At 71.4% G+C, this 22,209-nt stretch carries 19 protein-coding genes; 16 read left to right on the forward strand and 3 right to left on the reverse strand.

Annotation, left to right across the window (positions count from 1 at the left end):
- The 10 genes from VJT49_RS10190 to recQ form a co-directional block, all read left to right on the forward strand.
- Positions 1-1,083 (forward strand): hypothetical protein (locus VJT49_RS10190; RefSeq protein ID WP_324164505.1); only part of this gene is annotated, 1,083 nt, incomplete at its 5' end.
- Positions 1,083-2,777: a CTP synthase gene (locus VJT49_RS10195; RefSeq protein ID WP_324164506.1), complete on the forward strand. Its 1,695-nt coding sequence runs from the start codon at positions 1,083-1,085 to the stop codon at positions 2,775-2,777. The genes VJT49_RS10190 and VJT49_RS10195, both read left to right, overlap by 1 nt.
- Entirely contained in the window at positions 2,774-3,412 is a 639-nt protein-coding gene (locus VJT49_RS10200) for an NUDIX hydrolase (protein WP_324164507.1), read from the forward strand. Before VJT49_RS10195 ends, VJT49_RS10200 begins: the two co-directional genes overlap by 4 nt.
- 128 nt (positions 3,413-3,540) lie before the next feature.
- Positions 3,541-4,449, forward strand: a complete 909-nt coding sequence (xerD, locus tag VJT49_RS10205) for a site-specific tyrosine recombinase XerD (RefSeq protein WP_324164534.1) — start codon at positions 3,541-3,543, stop codon at positions 4,447-4,449.
- 151 nt (positions 4,450-4,600) lie between these two features.
- Positions 4,601-5,575, forward strand: a complete 975-nt coding sequence (locus tag VJT49_RS10210; RefSeq protein ID WP_324164508.1) for a ParA family protein — start codon at positions 4,601-4,603, stop codon at positions 5,573-5,575.
- On the forward strand, positions 5,572-5,946 hold the full coding sequence (locus VJT49_RS10215; RefSeq protein ID WP_324164509.1) for a cobyrinic acid ac-diamide synthase: 375 nt from the start codon (positions 5,572-5,574) through the stop codon (positions 5,944-5,946). Before VJT49_RS10210 ends, VJT49_RS10215 begins: the two co-directional genes overlap by 4 nt.
- Complete coding sequence (locus tag VJT49_RS10220; protein ID WP_324164510.1) at positions 5,943-6,809, forward strand: segregation and condensation protein A; 867 nt, start codon at positions 5,943-5,945, stop codon at positions 6,807-6,809. The genes VJT49_RS10215 and VJT49_RS10220 overlap by 4 nt, the downstream gene beginning before the upstream one ends.
- Positions 6,806-7,480: an SMC-Scp complex subunit ScpB gene (gene scpB, locus VJT49_RS10225; protein WP_414635888.1), complete on the forward strand. Its 675-nt coding sequence runs from the start codon at positions 6,806-6,808 to the stop codon at positions 7,478-7,480. Before VJT49_RS10220 ends, scpB begins: the two co-directional genes overlap by 4 nt.
- Complete coding sequence (locus tag VJT49_RS10230; protein WP_324164511.1) at positions 7,470-8,216, forward strand: pseudouridine synthase; 747 nt, start codon at positions 7,470-7,472, stop codon at positions 8,214-8,216. Before scpB ends, VJT49_RS10230 begins: the two co-directional genes overlap by 11 nt.
- A gap of 28 nt (positions 8,217-8,244) precedes the next feature.
- Positions 8,245-10,068: a DNA helicase RecQ gene (recQ, locus tag VJT49_RS10235; protein WP_324164512.1), complete on the forward strand. Its 1,824-nt coding sequence runs from the start codon at positions 8,245-8,247 to the stop codon at positions 10,066-10,068.
- A 25-nt stretch (positions 10,069-10,093) separates the two neighbouring features.
- Here the strand turns inward: recQ and VJT49_RS10240 are convergent, their stop codons facing one another.
- Together VJT49_RS10240 and VJT49_RS10245 are read right to left on the reverse strand one after the other, a co-directional pair.
- A complete protein-coding gene (locus VJT49_RS10240) occupies positions 10,094-11,287 on the reverse strand; it encodes a cation:proton antiporter (protein ID WP_324164513.1) in 1,194 nt (397 codons plus the stop codon).
- Between the two features lie 25 nt (positions 11,288-11,312).
- Positions 11,313-11,795 (reverse strand): cation:proton antiporter regulatory subunit, encoded by a 483-nt coding sequence (locus VJT49_RS10245; protein ID WP_324164514.1) that lies wholly within the window; start codon positions 11,793-11,795, stop codon positions 11,313-11,315.
- Positions 11,796-12,114: 319 nt separating this feature from the next.
- Between VJT49_RS10245 and cmk the strand changes: the two genes are divergently transcribed.
- The 6 genes from cmk (at position 12,115) to VJT49_RS10275 (ending at position 21,312) form a co-directional block, all read left to right on the forward strand.
- Positions 12,115-12,819 carry a (d)CMP kinase gene (cmk, locus tag VJT49_RS10250; protein WP_324164536.1) on the forward strand — a complete coding sequence of 235 codons (705 nt, stop codon included), beginning with the start codon at positions 12,115-12,117 and terminating at the stop codon, positions 12,817-12,819.
- Positions 12,816-13,487 (forward strand): lysophospholipid acyltransferase family protein, encoded by a 672-nt coding sequence (locus VJT49_RS10255; RefSeq protein ID WP_324164515.1) that lies wholly within the window; start codon positions 12,816-12,818, stop codon positions 13,485-13,487. The genes cmk and VJT49_RS10255 overlap by 4 nt, the downstream gene beginning before the upstream one ends.
- Before the next feature lie 35 nt (positions 13,488-13,522).
- Positions 13,523-14,938, forward strand: coding sequence for a ribosome biogenesis GTPase Der (gene der, locus VJT49_RS10260; protein WP_324164516.1), 1,416 nt, complete (start codon positions 13,523-13,525; stop codon positions 14,936-14,938).
- Between the two features lie 209 nt (positions 14,939-15,147).
- Positions 15,148-18,996 (forward strand): Pls/PosA family non-ribosomal peptide synthetase, encoded by a 3,849-nt coding sequence (locus VJT49_RS10265; protein ID WP_324164517.1) that lies wholly within the window; start codon positions 15,148-15,150, stop codon positions 18,994-18,996.
- 95 nt (positions 18,997-19,091) lie between these two features.
- Complete coding sequence (locus tag VJT49_RS10270) at positions 19,092-20,393, forward strand: M1 family metallopeptidase (protein WP_324164537.1); 1,302 nt, start codon at positions 19,092-19,094, stop codon at positions 20,391-20,393.
- Between the two features lie 10 nt (positions 20,394-20,403).
- Positions 20,404-21,312: an SDR family oxidoreductase gene (locus tag VJT49_RS10275; RefSeq protein ID WP_324164518.1), complete on the forward strand. Its 909-nt coding sequence runs from the start codon at positions 20,404-20,406 to the stop codon at positions 21,310-21,312.
- A gap of 90 nt (positions 21,313-21,402) precedes the next feature.
- Here VJT49_RS10275 and VJT49_RS10280 read toward each other — a convergent pair whose 3' ends face one another.
- Positions 21,403-22,206, reverse strand: coding sequence for an NAD(P)-dependent oxidoreductase (locus VJT49_RS10280; RefSeq protein WP_324164519.1), 804 nt, complete (start codon positions 22,204-22,206; stop codon positions 21,403-21,405).
- Positions 22,207-22,209: the final 3 nt, after the last annotated feature.

The following is a 22,209-nucleotide window of genomic DNA, read 5'->3' on the forward strand; positions in this document are numbered from 1 at the left end:
GCCGTCGTGCTCCGGCTGCCGCGGCTCGGCAAGGGCCAGGCTCTGACGCTCGCGGAGCGCGAGTTGCCGACTGGCCGTCTCCTGCTCTGCGACGCCGATCTCGACGGCGACCTCAGGGAGCTCGTCTCCGAGGACGCCGACCTCGCCGTCGCCGCCTTCGCGGCGCGGGTTGGCGGCGGCTTCGGGATCGCCAAGACTGCTGCCCGCGCGCTCGTGCGCGCCCGGAGCGGCTCCGACGCCCGCGAACCGTTGTCGGGGCAGCGCGTCCTCTCGCGGTCGGCGCGCGACACCTGCTTCCCGCTTGCCCCCGGCTTCGGCTGCGAGGTGCGGATGACGATCGACGCCGTCCGCGCCGGCCTGCGCGTGGACGAGCGCGAGCTGGAGCTCGGTCACCGCGACACCGGCCGCACCGCCCGCGGCTTCCTGCACCGGGGGCGCCAGCTGCTCGACACGGTGCTCGCCTGCGGCCCGACCGCCGCCAACTACCGCGATCTCCGGCTGCCGCTGGTCGGCGTGCTCGTCGCGCTCGGCGGCTCGGGGGCATCGACCCGCACCCGGGCCGGCGTCGCCGCAACGGCGCTGCTCGGTGTGGCGGACGACCTCTGGAGCGGGCCGGAGCGCGGCTTCAAGGCGCACCTGGCCAAGGGCTCGACGACCGGCGTCGCGAAGGCGCTCGGGATCCCGCTCGTCGCGCTGGGGACGACGCGCTCGCTGCGCAAGGCAGCGCTCGTCGCGCTCGCGGCCAACGCGCTGAACCAGCTCGACACCCGTCCGGGCCGCGCGCTTAAGGTCTTCGCCGCAGGCGCGGCGCTCGTCGGCGGCGACGCCGCGCGCTACCTCCCGGCGGCCGTCCTGCTCGCTCCTTACGATCTCCGCGAGATGACGATGCTGGGGGACGCAGGCTCGAACGCGCTGGGCGCCGTGCTAGGTTTTGGATCCGTGGGCAGGCTCACGGCTCGGGGTCAGATCCTCTGCATCGCAGGGCTCGCCGCGCTCACCGCGGCCGGCGAGGTTCGCTCCCTCGGGGCGCTGATCGAGCGCACGCCCGTCCTGCGGGAGCTCGACGCGATGGGGCGCCCATAGTGGCGCGCCGCCCGCCCAAGTACGTGTTCGTGACCGGCGGCGTCGTCTCGTCGCTCGGCAAGGGCATCACCGCCGCCTCGCTCGGGCGCCTGCTGAAGGCGCGCGGGCTGAAGGTGCAGGTGCAGAAGTTCGACCCGTACATCAACGTCGACCCGGGCACGATGAGCCCGTTCCAGCACGGCGAGGTGTTCGTCACCGAGGACGGCGCCGAGACCGACCTCGACATCGGCCACTACGAGCGCTTCCTCGACCGCGACCTGTCCGGCTCGGCCAACGTGACCACCGGCCAGGTGTATTCGGAGGTCATCGCCAAGGAGCGGCGCGGTGAGTACCTCGGCGACACCGTCCAGGTCATTCCGCACATCACCGACGAGATCAAGCGGCGCATCATGGCCGTCGCCTCCTCGGACGGGACGGACCAGCGGCCCGACGTGGTGATCACCGAGGTCGGCGGCACGGTCGGCGACATCGAGTCCCTGCCGTTCCTGGAGGCCTGCCGCCAGGTCCGGCACGAGATCGGCCGCGACAACTGCTTCTTCCTGCACGTGTCGCTGGTGCCCTATCTCGCGCCCTCCGGCGAGTTGAAGACCAAGCCCACCCAGCACTCCGTGGCCGCGCTGCGGAACATCGGTATCCAGCCCGACGCGCTGGTCTGCCGCGCCGACCGGAACCTGCCCGAGGACCTCAAGCGCAAGATCGGGCTGATGTGCGACGTGGACACCGAGGCCGTGGTGGCCTGCCCCGACGCACCGTCCATCTATGCCATTCCCAAGGTGCTGCACTCCGAGGGCCTCGACGCGTATGTGGTGCGGCGGCTGGACCTGCCGTTCCGCGACGTGGACTGGACGGTGTGGGGGGACCTGCTCGACCGTGTGCACAACCCGGCCGAGAAGGTGCGGATCGCGCTCGTCGGCAAGTACATCGACCTGCCGGACGCCTACCTTTCGGTGACCGAGGCGCTGCGGGCGGGCGGGTTCGCCCACCGTGCCAAGGTGGAGATCGTCTGGGTCGCCTCGGACCGCGCGACCACCCCGGCCGGGGCGGCCGCCGCACTGTCCGGAGTGGACGGTGTGCTGGTGCCGGGCGGGTTCGGCGTGCGGGGGATCGAGGGCAAGATCGGCGCGATCAGCCACGCCCGCACCCGCGGCATCCCGGTGCTCGGCCTGTGCCTTGGCCTGCAGTGCATGGTGATCGAGGTGGCGCGCAACCTGGCCGGGATCGCCGACGCCAACTCCGCCGAGTTCGACGAGACCACCACGCATCCGGTGATCTCCACGATGGCCGACCAGAAGGACGTCATCGCGGGCGAGCGGGACATGGGCGGGACCATGCGTCTCGGCGCCTACCCGGCCAGGCTGGTGCCCGGATCGCAGGTGGCCAAGGCGTACGGCACGACCGAGGTGTCCGAGCGGCACCGGCACCGCTACGAGGTCAACAACTTCTACCGCAAGCAACTCGGGGACGCCGGGCTGGTGTTCTCGGGTACCTCGCCCGACGATCACCTGGTCGAGTTCGTCGAACTGCCGGAGGAGACGCACCCGTTCTTCGTGGGCACCCAGGCCCATCCGGAACTCAAGAGCAGGCCCACCCGGCCGCATCCGCTGTTCGACGCGTTCATCAACGCGGCGGTGGAATACCGCACGGCGGACCGGCTTCCGGTGGAGCTGCCCGAGCCGTCGGTGAGCGTCCGATGACCGGCCCAGGGGCCCACGACTTCTCCGTGGTGTCCACTGAGGACGTCCACATCGGACGCGTGGTGGGCATGCGCGTCGACGACGTCGTGATGCCGGGCGGCTCCGTCGCACGCCGTGAGGTGGTCGAGCACCTCGGGGCGGTGGCCATCGCGGCGGTGGACGACGACGGTGCGGTCACGCTGATCCACCAGTACCGGCATCCGCTGCGCCGGCGCCTCTGGGAGCTGCCCGCCGGTCTGCTCGACGTGGACGGCGAGGAGCCCGTCGAGACGGCTCGCCGGGAGCTGCTGGAGGAGGCCGGGCTGACCGCGACCCGCTGGGACGTCCTGGTCGACGTGGCGGCCTCGCCCGGGTTCACCGACGAGGTGGTGCGTGTCTTCCTCGCCCGCGGGCTGGCCCGGGTGGACCGCACGCCGCCCGCTTCCGACGAGGAGGCCGATCTGGTGGTGCACCGGGTTCCGCTGCCGGAGGCGGTGCGGATGGCGCTGGCGGGCGAGCTGGTCAACGGCTCCACCGTCGCGGGGGTGCTGGCCGCGCACACCGTCCTGGCCGGGCAGGCGCAGCCCAGGCCCGTCGACGCGCCGTGGCCGACCCGCCCGGCCACGTTCGCCGGCCGGAGGGTCGGCCAGGGCTGAAAACAAGGGGTTCTGGGGGCTTGCTCCCAGCCGGGGTGTGGGGGTCGGACCCCCACAAGACGCTGGGCGTGCCCGGGTGGCACGGCTAAGGTGGGCGCGTGCCGAACGCGGGTGTACCGGTGGCCGGGGTGGTCACGGCCTACCTCGACCACCTGGCGGTGGAGCGGGGCACCGCTCGCAACACCCTGGACAGCTACGCCCGCGACCTGCGCCGCTATACCGAGCACCTGGCCCGCGCGGGCATCGAGGACTTCCGCCGGGTCGGGGAGGCCGATGTGGCGGGGTTCGGTGCCGCGCTGCGTGAAGGCGACGACGAGCATCCGCCGCTGGCCGCGTCTTCGGCGGCCCGCGCGCTGGTCGCGGTGCGCGGGCTGCACCGGTTCGCGCACCTGGACGGCATCACCGACGACGACCCCGCCCGCGAGGTGCGCCCGCCCGCCGCGGCGAAGCGGCTGCCCAAGGCGCTGCCGGTGGACGATGTGCTGCGGCTGCTGAACATGCCGCCCGCCGAGGGCGAGCGCGCGCTGCGGGACCGGGCGTTGCTGGAGTTGCTCTACTCGACCGGCGCGCGCATCTCGGAGGCCGTGGGGCTCGACCTCGACGACATGGACGCCCGCGACCGAACCGCGCTGCTGGACGGCAAGGGTGGCAAGCAACGGCTGGTCCCCGTCGGCAAGCCCGCGGTGGCCGCGCTGGAGGCGTACCTGGTCCGCGCCCGCCCGGCACTGGCCGCCCGCGGCGGCGGGACCGGAACCGCGGCGCTGTTCCTCAACGCGCGGGGCGGCCGCCTTTCCCGGCAGGGCGCCTGGCAGGTGCTCAAGACCAATGCCGAGCGCGCCGGGATCTCCGCGAGCGTGTCACCGCACACGCTGCGTCACTCTTTTGCCACCCATCTGCTGGAGGGCGGAGCCGATGTCCGGGTGGTCCAGGAGCTGCTGGGGCACGCTTCGGTGACCACGACACAGGTCTACACCCTGGTGACGGTGAACACTCTGCGTGAGATATATGCTCATGCCCATCCTCGCGCGCTGGGTTGACCGGGAGAGGTAGTCGGCGAGCCGCTTTGGCGACAAACGGCTCACGGCATAGGCTTCCGGAGACCCGTCGGATGAGGAAGCGTTGTCCGGGGCACGAAAGCGTTGGCGCCAGCTGCGCGTGTCGCGGATAACACTGAGGAGTTTTCGCGCCATGTCGACACCCGAGCCATCGGCCAGATCGGCCGCTGCCAAGTCGGCCGCCGCGAACCTCGACCAGCTGACGATCGCGATAGAGGGGGACCCCAACGCAGTGGACACTGCCGTGGAGACCGCCACCGGAAAGGCGAACGGCAAGGCTCCGGTGGGCCCGACGGGCAGGCCGCTGCGGGAGATTCCCGACCCCCCGCCGCTGGACAGGCACGGGCCCGCCACGGTGCTCGCCATCTGCAACCAGAAGGGCGGTGTGGGCAAGACCACCTCGACCATCAACCTGGGCGCCGCGCTGGCCGAGTACGGCCGCCGCGTGCTGCTGGTCGACTTCGATCCGCAGGGCGCGCTGTCGGTGGGCCTGGGCATCCAGCCGCACGAGCTGGATCAGACCGTCTACAACGCCATCATGGAGCGCGCGGTGTCCGCCGAAAACGTGCTGCGCAAGACCTGCGTGGACGACATGGACCTGCTCCCGAGCAACATCGATCTCTCCGCCGCGGAGGTCCAGCTGGTGGCGGAGGTCGGCCGCGAGCACACCTTGCTCCGGGTCCTGCAACCGGTGATGAACGGCTACGACTATGTTCTGGTCGACTGCCAGCCATCGCTCGGGTTGCTCACGGTGAACGCGCTCACGGCCGCGGACGGTGTGATCATCCCACTGGAGTGTGAATTCTTCAGCCTGCGTGGCGTGGCCCTGTTGATCGACACGATCGAGAAGGTACGCGAGCGCTTGAACCCCAAACTGGACATCACCGGCATACTGGCCACCATGTTCGACCCGAGGACCCTGCACTCCAGAGAGGTCATGGCGCGGGTCGTGGAAGCCTTCGGGGAAACCGTGTTCGACACGGTGATCAACCGGACCGTGCGGTTCCCGGAGACCACCGTCGCCGGTGAGCCGATCACCCGCTGGGCGCCGAAATCGCAGGGCGCCGCCGCCTACCGTGCGCTGGCACGCGAGGTGATCGCGCGGTGAGCAGGCGTCCATCGCTGCCCCCGACCGCCGAACTGTTCCGCCTGACCAGCACCCCCGCCGAGCCGGCCGTCCGCGGCGGGCACAAGGAGCAGCTGCAGCGCAGTTCGGCCGCCCGCGGCACCACGGGGCGGCAGAAGCACGACACGAAGATCACCGTGTACCTCTCGGGCGACGAGCTGGTCGCGATGGAGCAGGCCAGGCTGGCGTTGCGGGCCAAGTACGGGATGGTCGTCGACCGCGGCAGGCTGGTGCGCGAGGCGGTGGCGGTGCTGCTGGCCGACTTCGAGCAGCACGGGCCCGATTCGGTGCTGATGCAGCGGTTGCGCGCGGACGGTCTGGCACTCGAAACCGAGGAAGCCTCGGGGCAGTGACAGAGCACGGGGAGCCGGCTGGGGTGGCTCAGCCGGAGCCCGCGGCGGGCGAGCCGTCGAAGTTCAAGGTCCGGCTGGCGAACTTCGAGGGCCCGTTCGACCTGCTGCTGCAGCTGATCTCGCAGCACCAGCTCGACGTCACCGAGGTCGCCCTGCACCAGGTCACCGACGACTTCATCGCCTACACGCGGGCGCTGGGCCAGGACTGGGACCTCGACGAGACCACCGAGTTCCTCGTCATCGCGGCGACCCTGCTCGACCTCAAGGCCGCGCGCCTGCTGCCCGCGGCCGAGGTGGAGGACGAGGAGGACCTGGCCCTGCTGGAGGCCAGGGACCTGCTGTTCGCGCGCGTGCTGCAGTACCGTGCCTACAAACAGGTCGCCGGACTGTTCGCGGAGCTGGAGGCCGGTGCGCTGCGGCGCTACCCCCGGTCGGTGGCGCTGGAGGAGCGCTACCTCGGGCTCCTGCCCGAGGTCATGCTCGGTGTGGACGCGGCGAAGTTCGCCGAGATCGCGCTCGCGGTGTTCCGGCCGAAGCCGCCGCCCACGGTGTCGCTCGACCACCTGCACATGGGCCGGGTTTCGGTCCGCGAGCACGCGGCGGTGCTGCGGGTGCGGCTCGCCTCGGCCGGCACGGCGACGTTCGCGGAACTCGTGTCCGACTGCGAGCACACGATCGAGGTGGTGGCACGGTTCCTGGCGCTGCTGGAGCTGTACCGCGAGTCGAGCGTGCAGTTCGACCAGGAGGAGGCGCTGGGCGCGCTGAGCGTGCGCTGGACGGGCGGACCCGTCGAACAGGTCCTGGCAGCCGCAGCGGTCTCCGAGGCCGGCGGCGCGGGCGCGGAAGAAGAGGAGTACGGGTGAGCGTGGAAGGACCTCCCGGAGAGGTCGAGGCCGACGGACCGGAGCCCGAGGCGCCGCAGGTGGAAAGCGGCGAGGACCTTGCGGGGGACCCGGCCGATCTCGTGGCGGTGGGCGGTTCGGTGCCCGACCTGACCGGGGACCCGGCGCTGGAATCCGCCCTGGAGGCGCTGCTGCTGGTGGTGGACTCACCGGCGAGTGAGGAGTCGCTGGCCGAGACGGTCGGCCAGCCGGTCACGCGGGTGACGGACACGCTGCGGGCGATGGCGACCGCCTTCACGGAGCGGGCGAGCGGGATCGACCTGCGCCGGGTCGGGGAGGGCTGGCGGTTCTTCACCCGGGACACCTACGCGCCCTTCGTGGAGAAGCTGCTGATGGACGGGCAGCGGTCGAAGCTGACCAGGGCCGCGCTGGAGACCCTGGCGGTGATCGCCTACCGCCAGCCGGTCACCAGGGCGCGGGTGTCGGCGGTGCGGGGTGTGAACGTGGACGGGGTGATCCGGACGCTGCTGGCGCGTGGGCTCATCGAGGAGAGCGGCACGGACGGCGAGACCGGTGGCACCCTGTATGTGACCACGGAATTGTTCCTCGAGCGGCTCGGGCTGTCGTCGCTGAACGACCTGCCCCCGATCGCCCCGTTGCTACCGGAAGTGGACGCGATCGATGACATCTGACCAGGCCGAGGGTGTCCGGCTGCAGAAGGTGCTGTCCAAGGCCGGGGTCGCTTCGCGGCGCGCGGCCGAGGAGCTGATCGTGCAGGGCCGGGTGAGCGTGGACGGGCAGGTGGTGCGTGAACTCGGCCGCCGGGTGGACCCGGACCACGCCGTGATCCACGTCGACGGCACGCGGATCGTCCTGCGTGAAGACCTCGTGTATCTGGCGTTGAACAAGCCGCGCGGGGTGCACAGCACGATGACCGACGACCAGGGGCGGCCCTGTGTCGGCGACTACGTGCGCGGGCGAAGCGATGCCGCGGGCCTGTTTCACGTCGGGCGGCTCGACGCCGAGACCGAGGGATTGCTGCTGCTCACCAACGACGGCGATCTCGCGCACCGGCTGATGCACCCCTCCTACCACGTGCCGAAGACCTACCTGGCCGAGGTCGACGGGAAGGTGCCGCGCGGGCTCGGTAAGCAGCTGCGGGCCGGCGTAACGCTCGAGGACGGGCCGGTCAAGGTGGACGAGTTCCGCGTCAAGGATGTCTACGGCGGGCAGACCCTGGTCGAGGTGGTGCTGCACGAGGGCCGCAAGCACATCGTGCGGCGGCTGCTGGCCGAGGTGGGGTTCCCGGTGCGGAAGCTGGTCCGGACCGCGATCGGCGACGTGCAGCTCGGCAACCCGAAGCCCGGCACGCTGCGGAGGCTGACCAGGCAGGAAATCGGCGGCCTCTACCGGCAGGTCGGCCTGTGATGTCGGTGGTCATCAGTACCATCGCCGGGTGAGCTCCACCGAAACGATCTCCGAAGCGCTGGGCGTGCTGCGGCGCGTCTTCGGCTACGACTCCTTCCGGGGCGAGCAGGAAGCGATCATCGAGCATGTCGCCGGCGGTGGGGACGCGCTCGTGCTCATGCCGACCGGCGGCGGCAAGTCGCTGTGCTACCAGATTCCGGCGCTGGTGCGCGCGGGCACCGGGGTGGTCATCTCGCCGCTGATCGCCCTGATGCAGGACCAGGTCGACGCGCTGCGGGCGCTCGGGGTGCGGGCCGGATTCCTCAACTCCACGCAGGATTTCGAGCAGCGCCGGGAGGTCGAGGCGGCGTTCCTGAACGGCGGGCTCGACCTGCTGTACCTCGCGCCGGAGCGGTTGCGCGTCGAGTCCACCGTGCGCCTGCTCGATCGCGGGAAGGTCTCGCTGTTCGCCATCGACGAGGCGCATTGCGTCTCCCAGTGGGGGCACGATTTCCGGCCTGACTACCTCGCCTTGTCGGACCTGCACGAGCGCTGGCCGTCGGTGCCGCGCATAGCGCTGACCGCGACGGCGACGAAGGCGACCCACGCCGAGATCGCGGAACGGCTGAACCTGGGGGACGCGCGGCATTTCGTCGCCAGCTTCGACCGGCCCAACATCCAGTACCGGATCGTGCCGAAGAACAACCCCGCCAAGCAACTGCTGGAGTTGCTGCGTACCGAGCATGTCGGGGATTCCGGAATCGTCTACTGCCTGACCCGGTCGTCGGTGGAGAAGACCGCGGAGCTCCTGGTACGGAACGGGATCCCGGCCCTGCCGTATCACGCCGGTCTCGACGCGCGCACCCGCGCCGCGAACCAGGCTCGGTTCCTGCGTGAGGACGGGTTGGTCGTGGTCGCGACGATCGCCTTCGGGATGGGCATCGACAAGCCGGACGTCCGGTTCGTCGCGCACCTGGACCTGCCCAAGTCGATCGAGGGCTACTACCAGGAGACCGGCAGGGCGGGCCGCGACGGGCTGCCGTCCACCGCGTGGCTGGCGTATGGGCTGGCCGACGTCGTGCAGCAGCGGAAGCTCATCGACAACTCCGAAGGCGATGTCGCGCACCGCCGCCTGCTGGGCCGGCATCTGGACGCGATGCTCGCGCTCTGCGAGACGGTCGAGTGCCGCCGGGTGCAGCTGCTCAACTACTTCGGCCAGCAGGCGGAGTCCTGCGGCAACTGCGACACCTGCCTCGCGCCGCCGGAGTCCTGGGACGGCACCGTCGCGGCCCAGAAACTACTGTCCACTGTGTACCGATTGCAGCACGAGCGGCGGCAGAAGTTCGGCGCCGGCCAGGTCGTCGACATCCTGCTCGGCAAGCAAACGCCCAAGGTCACCCAGTTCGGCCACGACTCGCTGACGGTGTTCGGGATCGGCAGCGAGCTGTCCGACGGGGAGTGGCGGGGCGTCGTGCGCCAGTTGCTGGCCCAGGGGCTGCTCGCCGTCGAGGGCGACTACGGCACCCTTGTCCTCACCGAGGCGAGCGGCGAGGTTTTGGGCCGCCGCCGCGAAGTCCGCCTGCGCCGCGAGCCCAAGCGCGAACCGCGCGCCGCCAAGGCCACCAAGGCCGCCAAGCCGAGTGTCGAAATGCCCGCGGAGGCCGCACCCGTCTTCGAACACCTCCGTGCCTGGCGCGCCTCGGCCGCGAAGGAACAAGGCGTCCCCGCCTACGTGATCTTCCACGACGCCACCCTGCGCCAGATCGCCACCGAGGCCCCCACGACCCTCGCCGAACTCGGCCTGATCAGCGGCGTCGGCGAAAACAAGCTCGCGAAGTACGGGCAGCAGATCCTCGACCTACTGGCTCAATAGCCCGCGCGGTCAGGGCACGGCGGGGCTACGCGTCGGATGTCGCTGGTTCGACGCGTGGTGACTTTCGGCGCAGTGTCCGGGCGACGGGTTCGATGACGCGGGCGGCGACGGGGCCGAGGATGGCCATCAGGAGGACGTAGGCGGTGGCGAGCGCGGCGAGTTCGCCGTCCACGGCGCCCGCCGTCACGGCGAGGCCGGCGATGACGATGGAGAACTCGCCCCGGGCCACGAGGGCGGCGCCGGCGCGGGCGCGCCCCAGGCGGCCGACGCCCTGCCGGCGGGCGGCCCACCAGCCGGTGGCGACCTTGGTCAGGGTGGTGACCGCGGCCAGCGCGACCGCCCAGGCGAGGACCGGGGGAATGGCGGCCGGGTCGGTGTTGAGCCCGAACACCACGAAGAACACGGCGGCGAACAGATCCCGCAGCGGTTCCAGCATGTTCGTGGCGTTTTCCGCGGTGGAACCCGAGATCGCGATGCCGAGCAGGAAGGCGCCCACGGCCGCCGAAACCTGGAGCGCGGAGGCGACGCCGGCGACGAGCAGGGCGGCGCCGAGCACCTTCAGCAGGAACACCTCGCGATCTTCGGAGTCCACAATGGACGAAACGTGACCGCCGAACCGCAGCGCGATCACCAGCACCACGGTGATCACCGCGAGCGAGATGCCCACGGCCCGCAGGCCGCCGAGGAAGCTGATCCCGCCCAGTACCGCGGTCAGGATCGGCAGGTACAGCGCCATCGCCAGGTCCTCGAAGACCAGGATGGACAGCACCACCGGGGTTTCCCGGTTACCCAGGCGGCCGAGGTCGCCGAGCACCTTGGCGATGATGCCCGACGACGAGACATAGGTCACCCCGGCCATCACCAGCGCGCCCACCGGTCCCCAGCCGAGCAACAGTGCCACGGCGGCGCCCGGCGCGGCGTTGAGCACGATGTCGGCCAGGCCACCCGCCCAGGATCGTTTGAGGCCGGTGAACAGTTCGGCCGCCGAGTATTCGAGGCCGAGCAGCAACAGCAGCAGTACGACGCCGATCTCGCCGGCGAGGTGGGTGAATCCGCCGATGTCGGTCAGTGGGATCAGACCGCCCTCGCCGAAAGCCAGCCCGCCGAGCAGGTAGAGCGGGATCGGGGACAGACCTAACCGGCCCGCCAGCCTGCCGAGTGCGCCGAGGCCGAAGAAGACGGCTCCGAGTTCGATCAGGGACAGCGCGGTGTGGTCCATGCGAGCCTTTCACGAGCGAGCGGCGTCAGCCGTTCTTCAGGATCTTCTGCGCGGCGTCGAGTCCTTCCGCGGTGCCGACCGCCACGAGCAGATCGCCGGCGGTGAACGTGAAATCCGGTGTGGGGGAGGGATGCACCTGGCCCGCGCGCATCACCGCGACCACGGAAACGCCGGTGCGGGTGCGCATCGCGGTGTCGCCGAGCGTGCGGCCGTCGAACGGCGCGTTGGCTTTGATCGGCAGTTGCCGGGTGCTGATTCCCGGCAGTTCGCGGTGTTCTTCGGTGAGCCGCGCGACGAGTTGTGGCGCGCCCAGCAGGTTCGCCAGCGCGGCCGCTTCGTCCACGGTGAGCGGCAGTGCGGCCAGGCACGCGTCCGGATCGTCCGTCCTGGACACGATCAGCTCGATTTGCCCGTCCCGGTGCGTGACCACGCCGACGCGGCGTCCGTTGCGGATGGCGAAGTCCTTACGCACCCCGATGCCCGGTAAGGGTGTTACCTCCACATTCACATCCGCCACGGTACCGAACGTTCAAGGCGGAACCGGTTCTGCCGAAGCGGGCCCTCGTTGTCGCCTGCCTGTGTCGAGGCGTGGAACCGACCCGGGCTCGGCCGTTCCCTTTCTCCCGGGGAACGAGCGAATCCGGAAGCGCTGACGGTACCGTCGGATCGAGGCGCGGCGCGGTCCACCTGGCTGGTCACGAAAGGGTCCGCCTGGTCCCGGTGCGCTCGCGACGTCACCCGCCAGGCAGAATGGAACCTCGGGGACCGGGGTCGGACGGCAATTCGGAGCGCAAGGAGAGCAGGCAGTGGCGGGAGCCCTACGTGGCGTGGTCGCGCTGGACGGTCCGTCGGGCACCGGGAAGACGACGGTCGCCCGCAAGCTCGCCGACCGGCTAAGTGCCGGGTATCTGGACACCGGCGCGATGTACCGGGTGGTGACGTTGGCGGTGCTGCGGGCGGGTGGGGATCCGGCCGACGGCGCCCGGGTCGCCACGATCGCGGGCGGCACCTCGTTCGGCATCGGCACCAGTCCCGACGTCCAGTCGGTGACGCTGGCCGGGGAGGACGTCACGGCGGCCATCCGCGGCAATGACATCAATCACGCGGTTTCCGCCGTGTCGGCGGTGCCCGCGGTGCGCGCGCTGCTCGTGGCCCGGCAACGGAAGATCGTCGGCGAGGTGCTGGCGGAGGTCGGCGGGATCGTGGTGGAAGGGCGTGACATCGGCACCGTCGTCGCGCCGGACGCACCGCTGAAGGTCTACCTGACCGCCGCCGCGGACGTCCGCGCCGCGCGGCGCAGCGCCCAGGACTCCGCGGCGGGACGGGAGACCAACCACGCCGACGCGCTGGCCTCGGTGGACCGCCGTGACCGGCTCGACTCCACCCGCGTCACCTCTCCGCTACGGCCCGCCGACGACGCCGTGCACATGGACACCTCCGAACTCAGCATCGACCAGGTGATCATCGCCCTGGCCGAACTGGCCAGCCAGCGCGGGATGCTCAGCGACCGGGCGGCCGAGGTCACGCGGTGAGTTCCGCCGGGCTGCCCGAAGGCGCGGTCGGCTGGCTGCACGACCTGGGCCGGACGATCGGGCGGTACTGCTTCCGGCCCGCGTTCCGCATCCGCGTTCAGGGCCTCGAGCGGGTTCCGCGCACCGGACCCGTCCTGCTGATCGCCAACCACAGCTCGATGCTCGAGCCGCCCGTCATCTACGGAATGTTGCCGCGCCGTTCGGTGTTCCTGGTCAAGGAGGAGATGTTCGCCGGTGCGGTGGGGTGGTTCTTCCGGCGGATCGGCCAGGTGCCGGTCCGCCGTGGAGAACCGGACCGGGCGCCGCTGCTGGCCACCGCGAAGGTGCTGCGGGAGGGCGGGCTGGTCGGGGTGTTCCCCGAGGGCAGGCGCGGCGCCGGTGACGTGGCCAGCGCCGAACGCGGCGCCGCCTGGCTGGTCCGGGCGTCCGGGGCGGTGGTGCTGCCGGTGGCGACCAGGGGCACGCGGCCCCCGGAGAGCGGCAAACGCCGCTTCCGGCCACGGGTGGACGTGCTGGTCGGCGAGCCGTTCACGGTGGAGGTCGGCAAGGGCAGGACGGGGCTGGAGGAGGCCACCGAGCGGTTGCGCGCCGAACTCGCCGCGCTCGTGCGGAGCCTCGACGAGATGAGAAAAGCCGGCGTGCCAGGTAACGGGCGGCAGCCGAGGTGACCGGTGAGCGCGCCAGAGAAACGGAAAGCGAAAGTATGACTGAGGTTTACGGGACCTGGTCCGACGAGGCGGAGTTCGCCGCGCTCGACGCCCAGGCCGACGGCGAAGGCGCCGAGGAGGAGGCGCAGCTCGCGCAGCCGGTGCTGGCCGTGGTCGGGCGCCCGAACGTGGGCAAGTCCACGCTGGTGAACCGGATCCTCGGCCGGCGTGAGGCCGTCGTGCAGGACGTGCCGGGGGTGACCAGGGACCGGGTGGCCTACGACGCGGTGTGGAACGGCCGCCGCTTCACGGTGGTCGACACCGGTGGCTGGGAGCCCGGCGCGACCGGCCTGCAGGGCGCGGTCGCCGCGCAGGCCGAACTGGCGATGTCCACTTCGGACGCCGTGCTGCTGGTGGTGGACGCCTCGGTCGGTGCCACCACGACCGACGAGGCGGCGGCCAAGGTGCTGCGCCGGTCGAAGCGCCCGGTGCTGCTCGCGGCGAACAAAGTGGACGACGATCGGCTGCTGGCCGACGTCGCCTCGCTGTGGTCGCTGGGGCTCGGCGAGCCGTTCGCGGTGAGCGCGTTGCACGGCCGCAGCTCTGGCGACTTGCTGGACGCGATCGTCGAGGCGCTGCCGGAGGCGCCGCGCGACGGCGAGCGCACGGCCGGGCCGCGTCGCGTGGCGCTGGTCGGCAAGCCGAACGTGGGCAAGTCGAGCCTGCTCAACAAGCTCACCGGCGAGGAGCGCGCGGTGGTCGACGCGGTCGCGGGCACCACCGTCGACCCGGTCGACTCGCTCGTCGAGCTGGACGGGCAGACCTGGCGGTTCGTCGACACCGCCGGGCTGCGCAAGCGGGTGCATACCGCAAGCGGCACCGAGTACTACGCCTCCTTGCGCACCAAGGCCGCGATCGACGCCGCCGAGGTGGTGATCGTGTTGCTGGACGCCAGTGAGCCACTGTCCGAACAGGACCTCCGGGTGCTGACCATGGTGGTGGAGTCCGGGCGGGCGTGCGTGCTGGCGCTCAACAAGTGGGACCTGGTCGACGAGGAACGCCGGCATCAGCTGGACCGGGAGCTCGACCGTGGCCTGGTGCGGGTGCCGTGGGCGGAGCGGGTCAACGTCTCGGCGCTGACCGGCCGCGCGGTGCGCAAGCTCGCGCCGGCGCTGCGGACCGCGTTGTCCTCGTGGGACCAGCGGGTGCCGACCGGGCAGCTCAACGGCTGGCTGTCCGAGCTGATCGCGGCGACCCCGCCGCCGGTCCGAAGCGGCAAGCAGCCCAAGGTGCTGTTCGCGACCCAGGCCGCCATCCGGCCGCCGACGCTGGTGCTGTTCACCACCGGGTTCATCGAGGCGGGCTACCGGCGGTTCATCGAGCGGAAGTTCCGGGAGCGCTTCGGTTTCACGGGCAGCCCGGTGCGGATCAACGTGCGGGTGCGGGAGAAGAAGCCCAAGAAGTCACGCTGATCACACCTGTGGGCAACCTTTTGTTCATCTTCGCGTAAGCTTGCTCGGCTGAGTCCGCCCGCGTCGTCTGGGGGTGCCACTCCCGACCCCGCTGGGGGCAAGCCCCGGACCCCGCCTGGGGGCGAGCCCCCGGACCGCTGTGTCTTCTGGGGGTGCGACCCCCAGACCCCGCCTGGGGGCAAGCCCCCAGACCCCTTGAAAGGTGCCCGATGTCGCCTGTTCTTGTTGAGCCCAAGCCGGTTCTCGCCCGCGCGTTGTACTTCACCGGGCTCGCGGCGGGCGAGCGAACGCTGCTCGACGTGCTCGCGGAAACGGCGGCCCGGCATCCTGGCGCGACCGCGATCGACGACGGCACAACGGTTCTCACCTACCGCGGGCTGACCGAGGAGATCGACGTGCTGCGCCGGCGTCTCGCCGCGGCCGGGATCGGGGTGGGCGACCGGGTCGGTGTGCGGATCTCTTCGGGAACGGCCGAGCTGTATGTCGCGATCCTCGCGGTGCTCTCCGCCGGTGCCGCCTACGTTCCGGTCGACCGGGACGACCCCGGCGAGCGCGCGGAACTCGTCTTCACCGAAGCCGGGGTGTGCGCGGTGCTCACCGACGGCGGTGCGCTCTCCGTCAGGGCGGAACCCGGTGGCAGGCAGGGCGTTCCGGGGCCGGGCGACGACGCGTGGATCATCTTCACCTCCGGTTCGACCGGAAAGCCCAAGGGTGTCGCGGTGACCCACGCGGCCGCGTCGGCGTTCGTCGACGCGGAAGCCGCGTTGTTCCTCGCCGAGGAGCCGATCGGCCCCGGCGACCGTGTGCTGGCCGGGCTGTCCGTGGCGTTCGACGCCTCCTGCGAGGAAATGTGGCTCGCCTGGCGGCACGGCGCCTGCCTGGTCCCCGCGCCGCGGTCGCTGGTGCGCACCGGCGTCGACCTCGGGCCGTGGCTGGTCGCCCAGCGGATCACCATCGTGTCGACCGTGCCGACGCTGGCCGCGCTCTGGCCCGCCGACGCCCTCGAAGAGGTGCGGCTGCTCATCTTCGGTGGCGAAGCCTGCCCGCCGGAGCTGGCGGAGCGGGTCGCCGTCGAAGGCCGCGAGGTCTGGAACACCTATGGTCCGACGGAAGCCACCGTGGTCGCCTGTGCCGCGCACCTGACCGGCGAGGGCCCGGTGCGGATCGGCCTGCCGCTGCTGGGCTGGCAGCTCGCGGTCGTCGACGAGCTGGGCGAACCGGTGCCGATGGGGGAGACCGGGCAGCTGGTCATCGGCGGGGCCGGGCTCGCCCGTTACCTCGATCCGGTCAAGGACGCGGAGAAGTTCGCGCCGCTGCCCGCGCTGGGCTGGTCGCGGGCGTACCGCAGCGGCGATCTGGTGCGCGCCGAGCCGGAAGGGCTGGTCTTCCTCGGCCGGTCGGACGAGCAGATCAAGCTGGGCGGCCGCCGGGTCGAGCTCGGTGAGGTCGACGCCGCGCTGCAAGCGCTTCCCGGCGTCGCGGGCGCGGCCGCCGCCATCCGGAAGACCAAGGCGGGCAACGAGATCCTCGTCGGATACGTCGTGCCCGCCGGGGAATTCGATGTGGACGCCGCGTCGGCCCGGTTGCGCGAGCATCTGCCCGCCGCGCTGGTGCCGCTGCTCGCCGTGGTCGGTGATCTGCCGACCCGCACCTCCGGCAAGGTGGACCGGGCCGCGCTGCCGTGGCCATTGTCCACAGTGGAGAACACGGACGCCCTCACGGCCACCGAGAGCTGGCTTGCGGAGGGCTGGGCGGAGATTCTCGGCGTCTCGGTCAGCGATCCGGAGGCGGACTTCTTCACCCACGGTGGCGGCAGCCTCACCGCGGCCCAGCTGGTGGCCCGGATCCGGACCCGCCACCCACAGGTCTCCGTGGCCGACATCTACCAGAACCCGAAGCTGGGCATGCTCGCCCGCCTGCTGGACGGCCTGGCGGGCACCGAGCATGCGCGCAGGGAGGTCCGGCCGACGCCGCGGCGCGCGGGAATCGCGCAGGCCCTGCTGATGGTGCCGCTGTTGAGCCTGGTCGGGTTCCGCTGGGTCACCATGCTCGGGGCGCTGTCCAACCTGCTCGCGGCCGGCGGCGCCGGATGGGCGCCCACGGTGTCCTGGTGGTGGCTCGGACTGGCCTGGCTCCTGCTGTTCAGCCCCGCCGGGCGCATCGCGATCGCCGCGGGCGGTGCCCGGTCGCTGCTGCGCGGGGTCCGGCCGGGCCGCTACCCACGCGGCGGAAGTGTCCACTTGAGACTGTGGGCGGCCGAGCGGCTGGCCGAGTTCAGCGGTGTGACCGGGGTGTCCGGCGCGTCCTGGATGACCACCTACGCGCGGGCGCTGGGCGCGAAGGTGGGCAAGGACGTCGATCTGCATTCGCAGCCACCGGTGACCGGTCTGCTCAAGCTCGGCCGGGCCGCCGCGGTCGAGCCCGAGGTGGACCTGTCGGGCCACTGGGTGGATGGCGACGAGGTCCACGTCGGCAAGATCCGGATCGGCGCGGCCGCGCGGATCGGGGCACGCAGCACGATCTTGCCCGGAGCACGGATCGGCAAGGGCGCGGAGATCGCGGCCGGGTCGACGGTGTGCGGCGCGGTCCCGCCGGGCCGGCGCTGGGCGGGCTCGCCCGCTCAGCGAACCGGCAAGGACGCGCTGAGATGGCCGTCGAGCAGGCCGCCGCGTTCGCGGTTCTGGATGGTCGTCTACGGCCTGACCTCGTTGCTGCTCGGACTGCTGCCCGGCCTCGCCGTCGTGCCCGGCCTCGCCGTGCTCGGCTGGGCCGTGTCCGGCACACCTACCCTTGGCGCGGCGCTGGGCCACGCGCTGATGGCGGTACCCTTGGCCGCCGTCGCCTACTTCCTGGCCTACGCCCTGCTGATCGTGGCCGGGGTGCGGGCGGCCGGCATCGGGCTGCGCGAGGGCTACCACCCGGTGCACGGCCGGGTGGCGTGGCAGGTCTGGGTCACCGAGCGGTTGATGGATTCGGCGCGGGAAGCGCTCTTCCCTTTGTATGCCAGCCTGTTCACGCCGGTCTGGTTGCGTTTGCTGGGCGCGAAGGTGGGTAAGGGCGTGGAGGCGTCGACCGTGCTCGCCGTGCCCAAGATGACCAAAGTGGACGATGGCGCGTTCCTCGCCGACGACACCATGGTCGGCACCTACGAGCTGGGCCACGGCTGGCTGCACGTGGCTCCGGTCCGGATCGGCAAGCAGGCGTTCCTGGGCAACTCGGGGATGACCGCGCCCGGCCGTGCGGTGCCCAAGCGAGGGCTGGTGGGGGTGCTGTCCGCCACGCCGCTTAAGGCGAAGAAGGGCTCCTCGTATCTCGGCATGCCTCCGATGCCCCTGCGACGAGCCGTGGAGTCCGCGGACCTCAGCCGGACCTTCGAGCCGCCGTCGCGGCTGAAGGTGGCGCGGGCGGTGGTCGAGGTGTGCCGGATCGTGCCGGTGATGTGCGGGGCCGCGTTGGCGGTGCTCGTGCTGGCCGGCCTGCTGTCGCTGCGGGCCGCGGCGGGCTGGTGGCTCTCCGCGCTGGCTTCGGGGACGGTGCTGCTCGGCGCGGGGCTGCTCGCGGCCGCGCTCGCCACGGTCATGAAATGGCTGCTGGTCGGGCGGTTCCGCGCGGTCGAGGTTCCCCTGTGGAACTCGTTCGTCTGGCGCAACGAACTCGCGGACACCTTCGTGGAGGCGCTGGCGGTGCCGTGGCTGGTCGGCTCGCTCTCCGGCACGCCGATGCTCACCGCCTGGCTGCGCACCATGGGCGCGCGGATCGGACGCGGCGTCTGGCTGGAGACCTACTGGCTGCCGGAGGCGGACCTGGTGCGGCTCGGCGACGGCGCCACCATCAACCGGGGTTGCGTGGTGCAGACCCACCTGTTCCATGATCGCGTCATGAGCATGAGCGAGGTCACCCTGGACGAGGGCGCGACGCTGGGCCCGCACGGGATCGTGCTGCCCGGCGCGATGATCGGCGCGCGGACCACGGTCGGCCCCGGCTCCCTGGTCACCCGGGGCGACGCGGTGCCCGCCGACTCGCGCTGGCTCGGCAACCCCATTTCGGCCTGGCTGTGAACTCCACGAACCCGGAGAACCCGGAGAACCCGGAGAACCCGGAGAACCCGGAGAACCCGGAGAACCCGGAGAACTCAGCCAACCCGGCGAACTACCTGGCGGACCACGGGGACCCGAGCTACCGGGTCCGCCACTACGACCTCGAACTCGACTACAAGATCGGCCCGAACCGGCTGGCGGCGCGCGCCCGGATCACCGCGGTGGCGGGTGACGCGCTGTCGCGGTTCACCCTGGACCTTTCGGGGTTCAAGGTGACCGGGGTGACCGTCGACGGCCGGGCGGCGAAGTTCACCCGGCGTGGGCACAAGCTCGCCGTGAAACCCGCCAAGCCCGTGCCGGCGGGCGGGGAGTTCGACGTCGAGGTCCGCTACGCCGGGAACCCGCGGCCGGTGGGCGGGCGCTGGGGTGACATCGGCTGGGACGAGCTCACCGACGGTGTGCTGGTGGCGAGCCAGCCGATCGGCGCCCCGTCGTGGTTCCCGTGCAACGACCGTCCCGCGGACAAGGCGTCCTACCGGGTCACCGTCACCACGTCGTCCTCACACCTGGTGCTGCTGACCGGAGACCTGGTGTCGACGCGGCGCAACGCGAGCACCACGACCTGGGTGTACGAGCGAGCGGAGCCCACCGCCTGCTACCTGATGAGCGTCCAAATAGGACGGTACGAGGAACTGGAGCTGGTGCCGGCGAACCGGGTCAACGTCCTGCTCGGGCGGGACAACGAGATCCGGGTGGTGGCTCGCGCGGTGCCGCAGCGGGCCGCCGTGCCGCACCGGTTGCGGGGGGCGGCCGAGCACGACTTCGGGCGGCAGCCGCGGATGATGGAGACCTTCGAGCGGCTCTTCGGGCCCTACCCGTTCCGGGAGTACGTGGTGGTGGTGACCGTGGACGAGCTGGAAGACCCGGTCGAGGCGCAGGGCATGGCGATCTTCGGCGCGAACCACGTCGACGGCCGGGGCACCCACGAGCGGCTTGTCGCGCACGAGCTGGCGCACCAGTGGTTCGGCAACAGCCTCACGGTGGCGGGGTGGCGGCACATCTGGCTCAACGAAGGGTTCGCCACCTACGCGGAATGGCTGTGGTCCGAGGAATCCGGCGGGCCGTCCGTCGCGGAGCTGGCGCGGCAGTGGTCGGAGCGGATGTCGCGGCTTCCCGGCCTGCGGCTCGCCGATCCGGGCGTGGCCAACCTGTTCGACGTGCGCGTCTACAAGCGCGGCGCGCTGACCCTGCACGCGCTGCGCGAGCTTGCCGGCGATGGGCGGTTCTTCCCGATGCTGCGGTCGTGGGCGGACGAGCACCGGCATGGAACGGTCACCACGGACGATTTCGTCGCGCACGCCGAGCGGCACGCCGGTGTCCCGCTGACGTCCTTTTTCGGCGAACACGGCGTCATGTGACACTTCGGCCGTGGACCGTGAGGCGTTGCGTGGCCGGGTGGCGGTCGTCGCGGGCGCGACGCGCGGAGCCGGCCGTGGCATCGCCGCCGCCCTGGGTGAGGCCGGCGCGACCGTCATCTGTACCGGACGCAGCAGCCGGGTCAGGCCGATCCCGTCCGACTACGACCGGCCCGAGACCGTCGAGGAGACCGCCGAACTGGTGACACGGCTCGGCGGCACCGGCATCGCGGTCCCGGTCGATCACCTGGATCCCGGCCAGGTGGGAGCGCTGGCCGGGCGGATCCGGCACGACCACGGACATATCGACGTGCTGGTCAACGACATCTGGGGTGGCGAGCGCCTCAAAGGCGGCCCGGCGCGGTGGAACACCCCCGTCTGGGAGCACAACCTCGCCGGCGGCCTGCGGATGCTGCGGCTGGCCGTCGACACCCACCTGATCACCTCCCACCACCTGCTCCCGCTGCTGATCGGCTCCCCGGGCGGCCTGCTCGTCGAGGTGACCGACGGCACCGCCGAATACAACGCCTCGCACTACCGCATCTCGGTCTTCTACGATCTGGCCAAGGTCGCGGTGAACCGGCTCGCGTTCTCGCAGGGGCACGAACTGGAACGGCACGGGGCCGCCGCGATCGCCCTCACTCCAGGTTGGCTGCGTTCGGAGATGATGCTCGACAACTACGGCGTCTCCGAAGAGAACTGGCGTGATGCCCTCGATCCGGCGCGGGCCGGACCCGTCGCTCCAGCGGGCTTCGCCCACTCGGAGTCTCCCCGCTTCGTCGGCCGCGCGGTCGCCGCGCTGGCCGCCGATCCCGATCGCGGCCGCTGGAACCAGAAGTCGCTCACCTCCGGTGAACTCGCGCGTGTGTACGGATTCACCGACGTGGACGGCTCCCAACCGGATGCATGGCGGCTGTCGTGAGGGCCGGGTCGTCAGGGCCCTTCGAGCAGATGGCCAGGGCGAGCGGCGAGTTTCCTCCGCAAACCCTTCTCCCGAAAGGCTGCCCACGGATCAGTTGGGACGGCCGAGGGGAGTGGTGCAGAAGGGTCCGCCGACGTAACGGGCGGTGTCGCCGGCCGGAGCAGGCTGGCCGGCGTAGTCGGCGGCGAACTTTTCGGCGTCGTCGAGCGAGCGGTAGCCCAGTGCCTGCGCCTCGGCCAGCGAGTAGGCCCGGCGGGTGTTGTCGGAGACGCCCCAGATCAGGCGGTAGCCGGGGGCGGGACAGCTCAGGCAGGCCTCGAACAGGCGGGCGGCATCGTCCGGCGAAAGCCAGGTGGACAGCCCGCGCACGCCCGGCGGGCGCTCGAAACACGAGCCGATCCGGACGCAGACCACGTCCATCCCGAACCGGGAGTGGTAGAGGCTGCCGAGCGCTTCGATCGCCGCCTTGCTCACGCCGTAGAAGGTGTCCGGGCGCGGCGAGGAGTCGGCGGGCAGGCCGGTTTCCCCCGCCTGGCCGTTCTCCCGGAAACCGACCGCGTGGTTGCTGGAGGCGAGCACCACCCTGGTCACCCCGGCCTTCCTGGCGGCGTCCAGCACGACCTGGGTGCCGTTGATGTTCACCTCCAGTGCCGCTTCCCAGGAGCTTTCCCGGCTGATGCCGCCGAGATGGATCAGCGCGTCGGCGTCCGCGCACGCCCTCGCCATCGTCTCGGGATCCGTCACCGACCCGGTCACCAGCTCGACGCCTTCACCGGGCTCGGCCGGCGGGAGCGGCGCGACGTCCAGCAGCCGCAGGATCCGGCCCTCCCGGCGAAGCCGGGGCCGCATCAGGGTACCGATCACGCCGGCCGCTCCGGTGATCAGGACTCGCATACG

This window comes from Amycolatopsis sp. (genome assembly GCF_035276945.1).
Lineage (GTDB): Bacteria > Actinomycetota > Actinomycetes > Mycobacteriales > Pseudonocardiaceae > Amycolatopsis_E.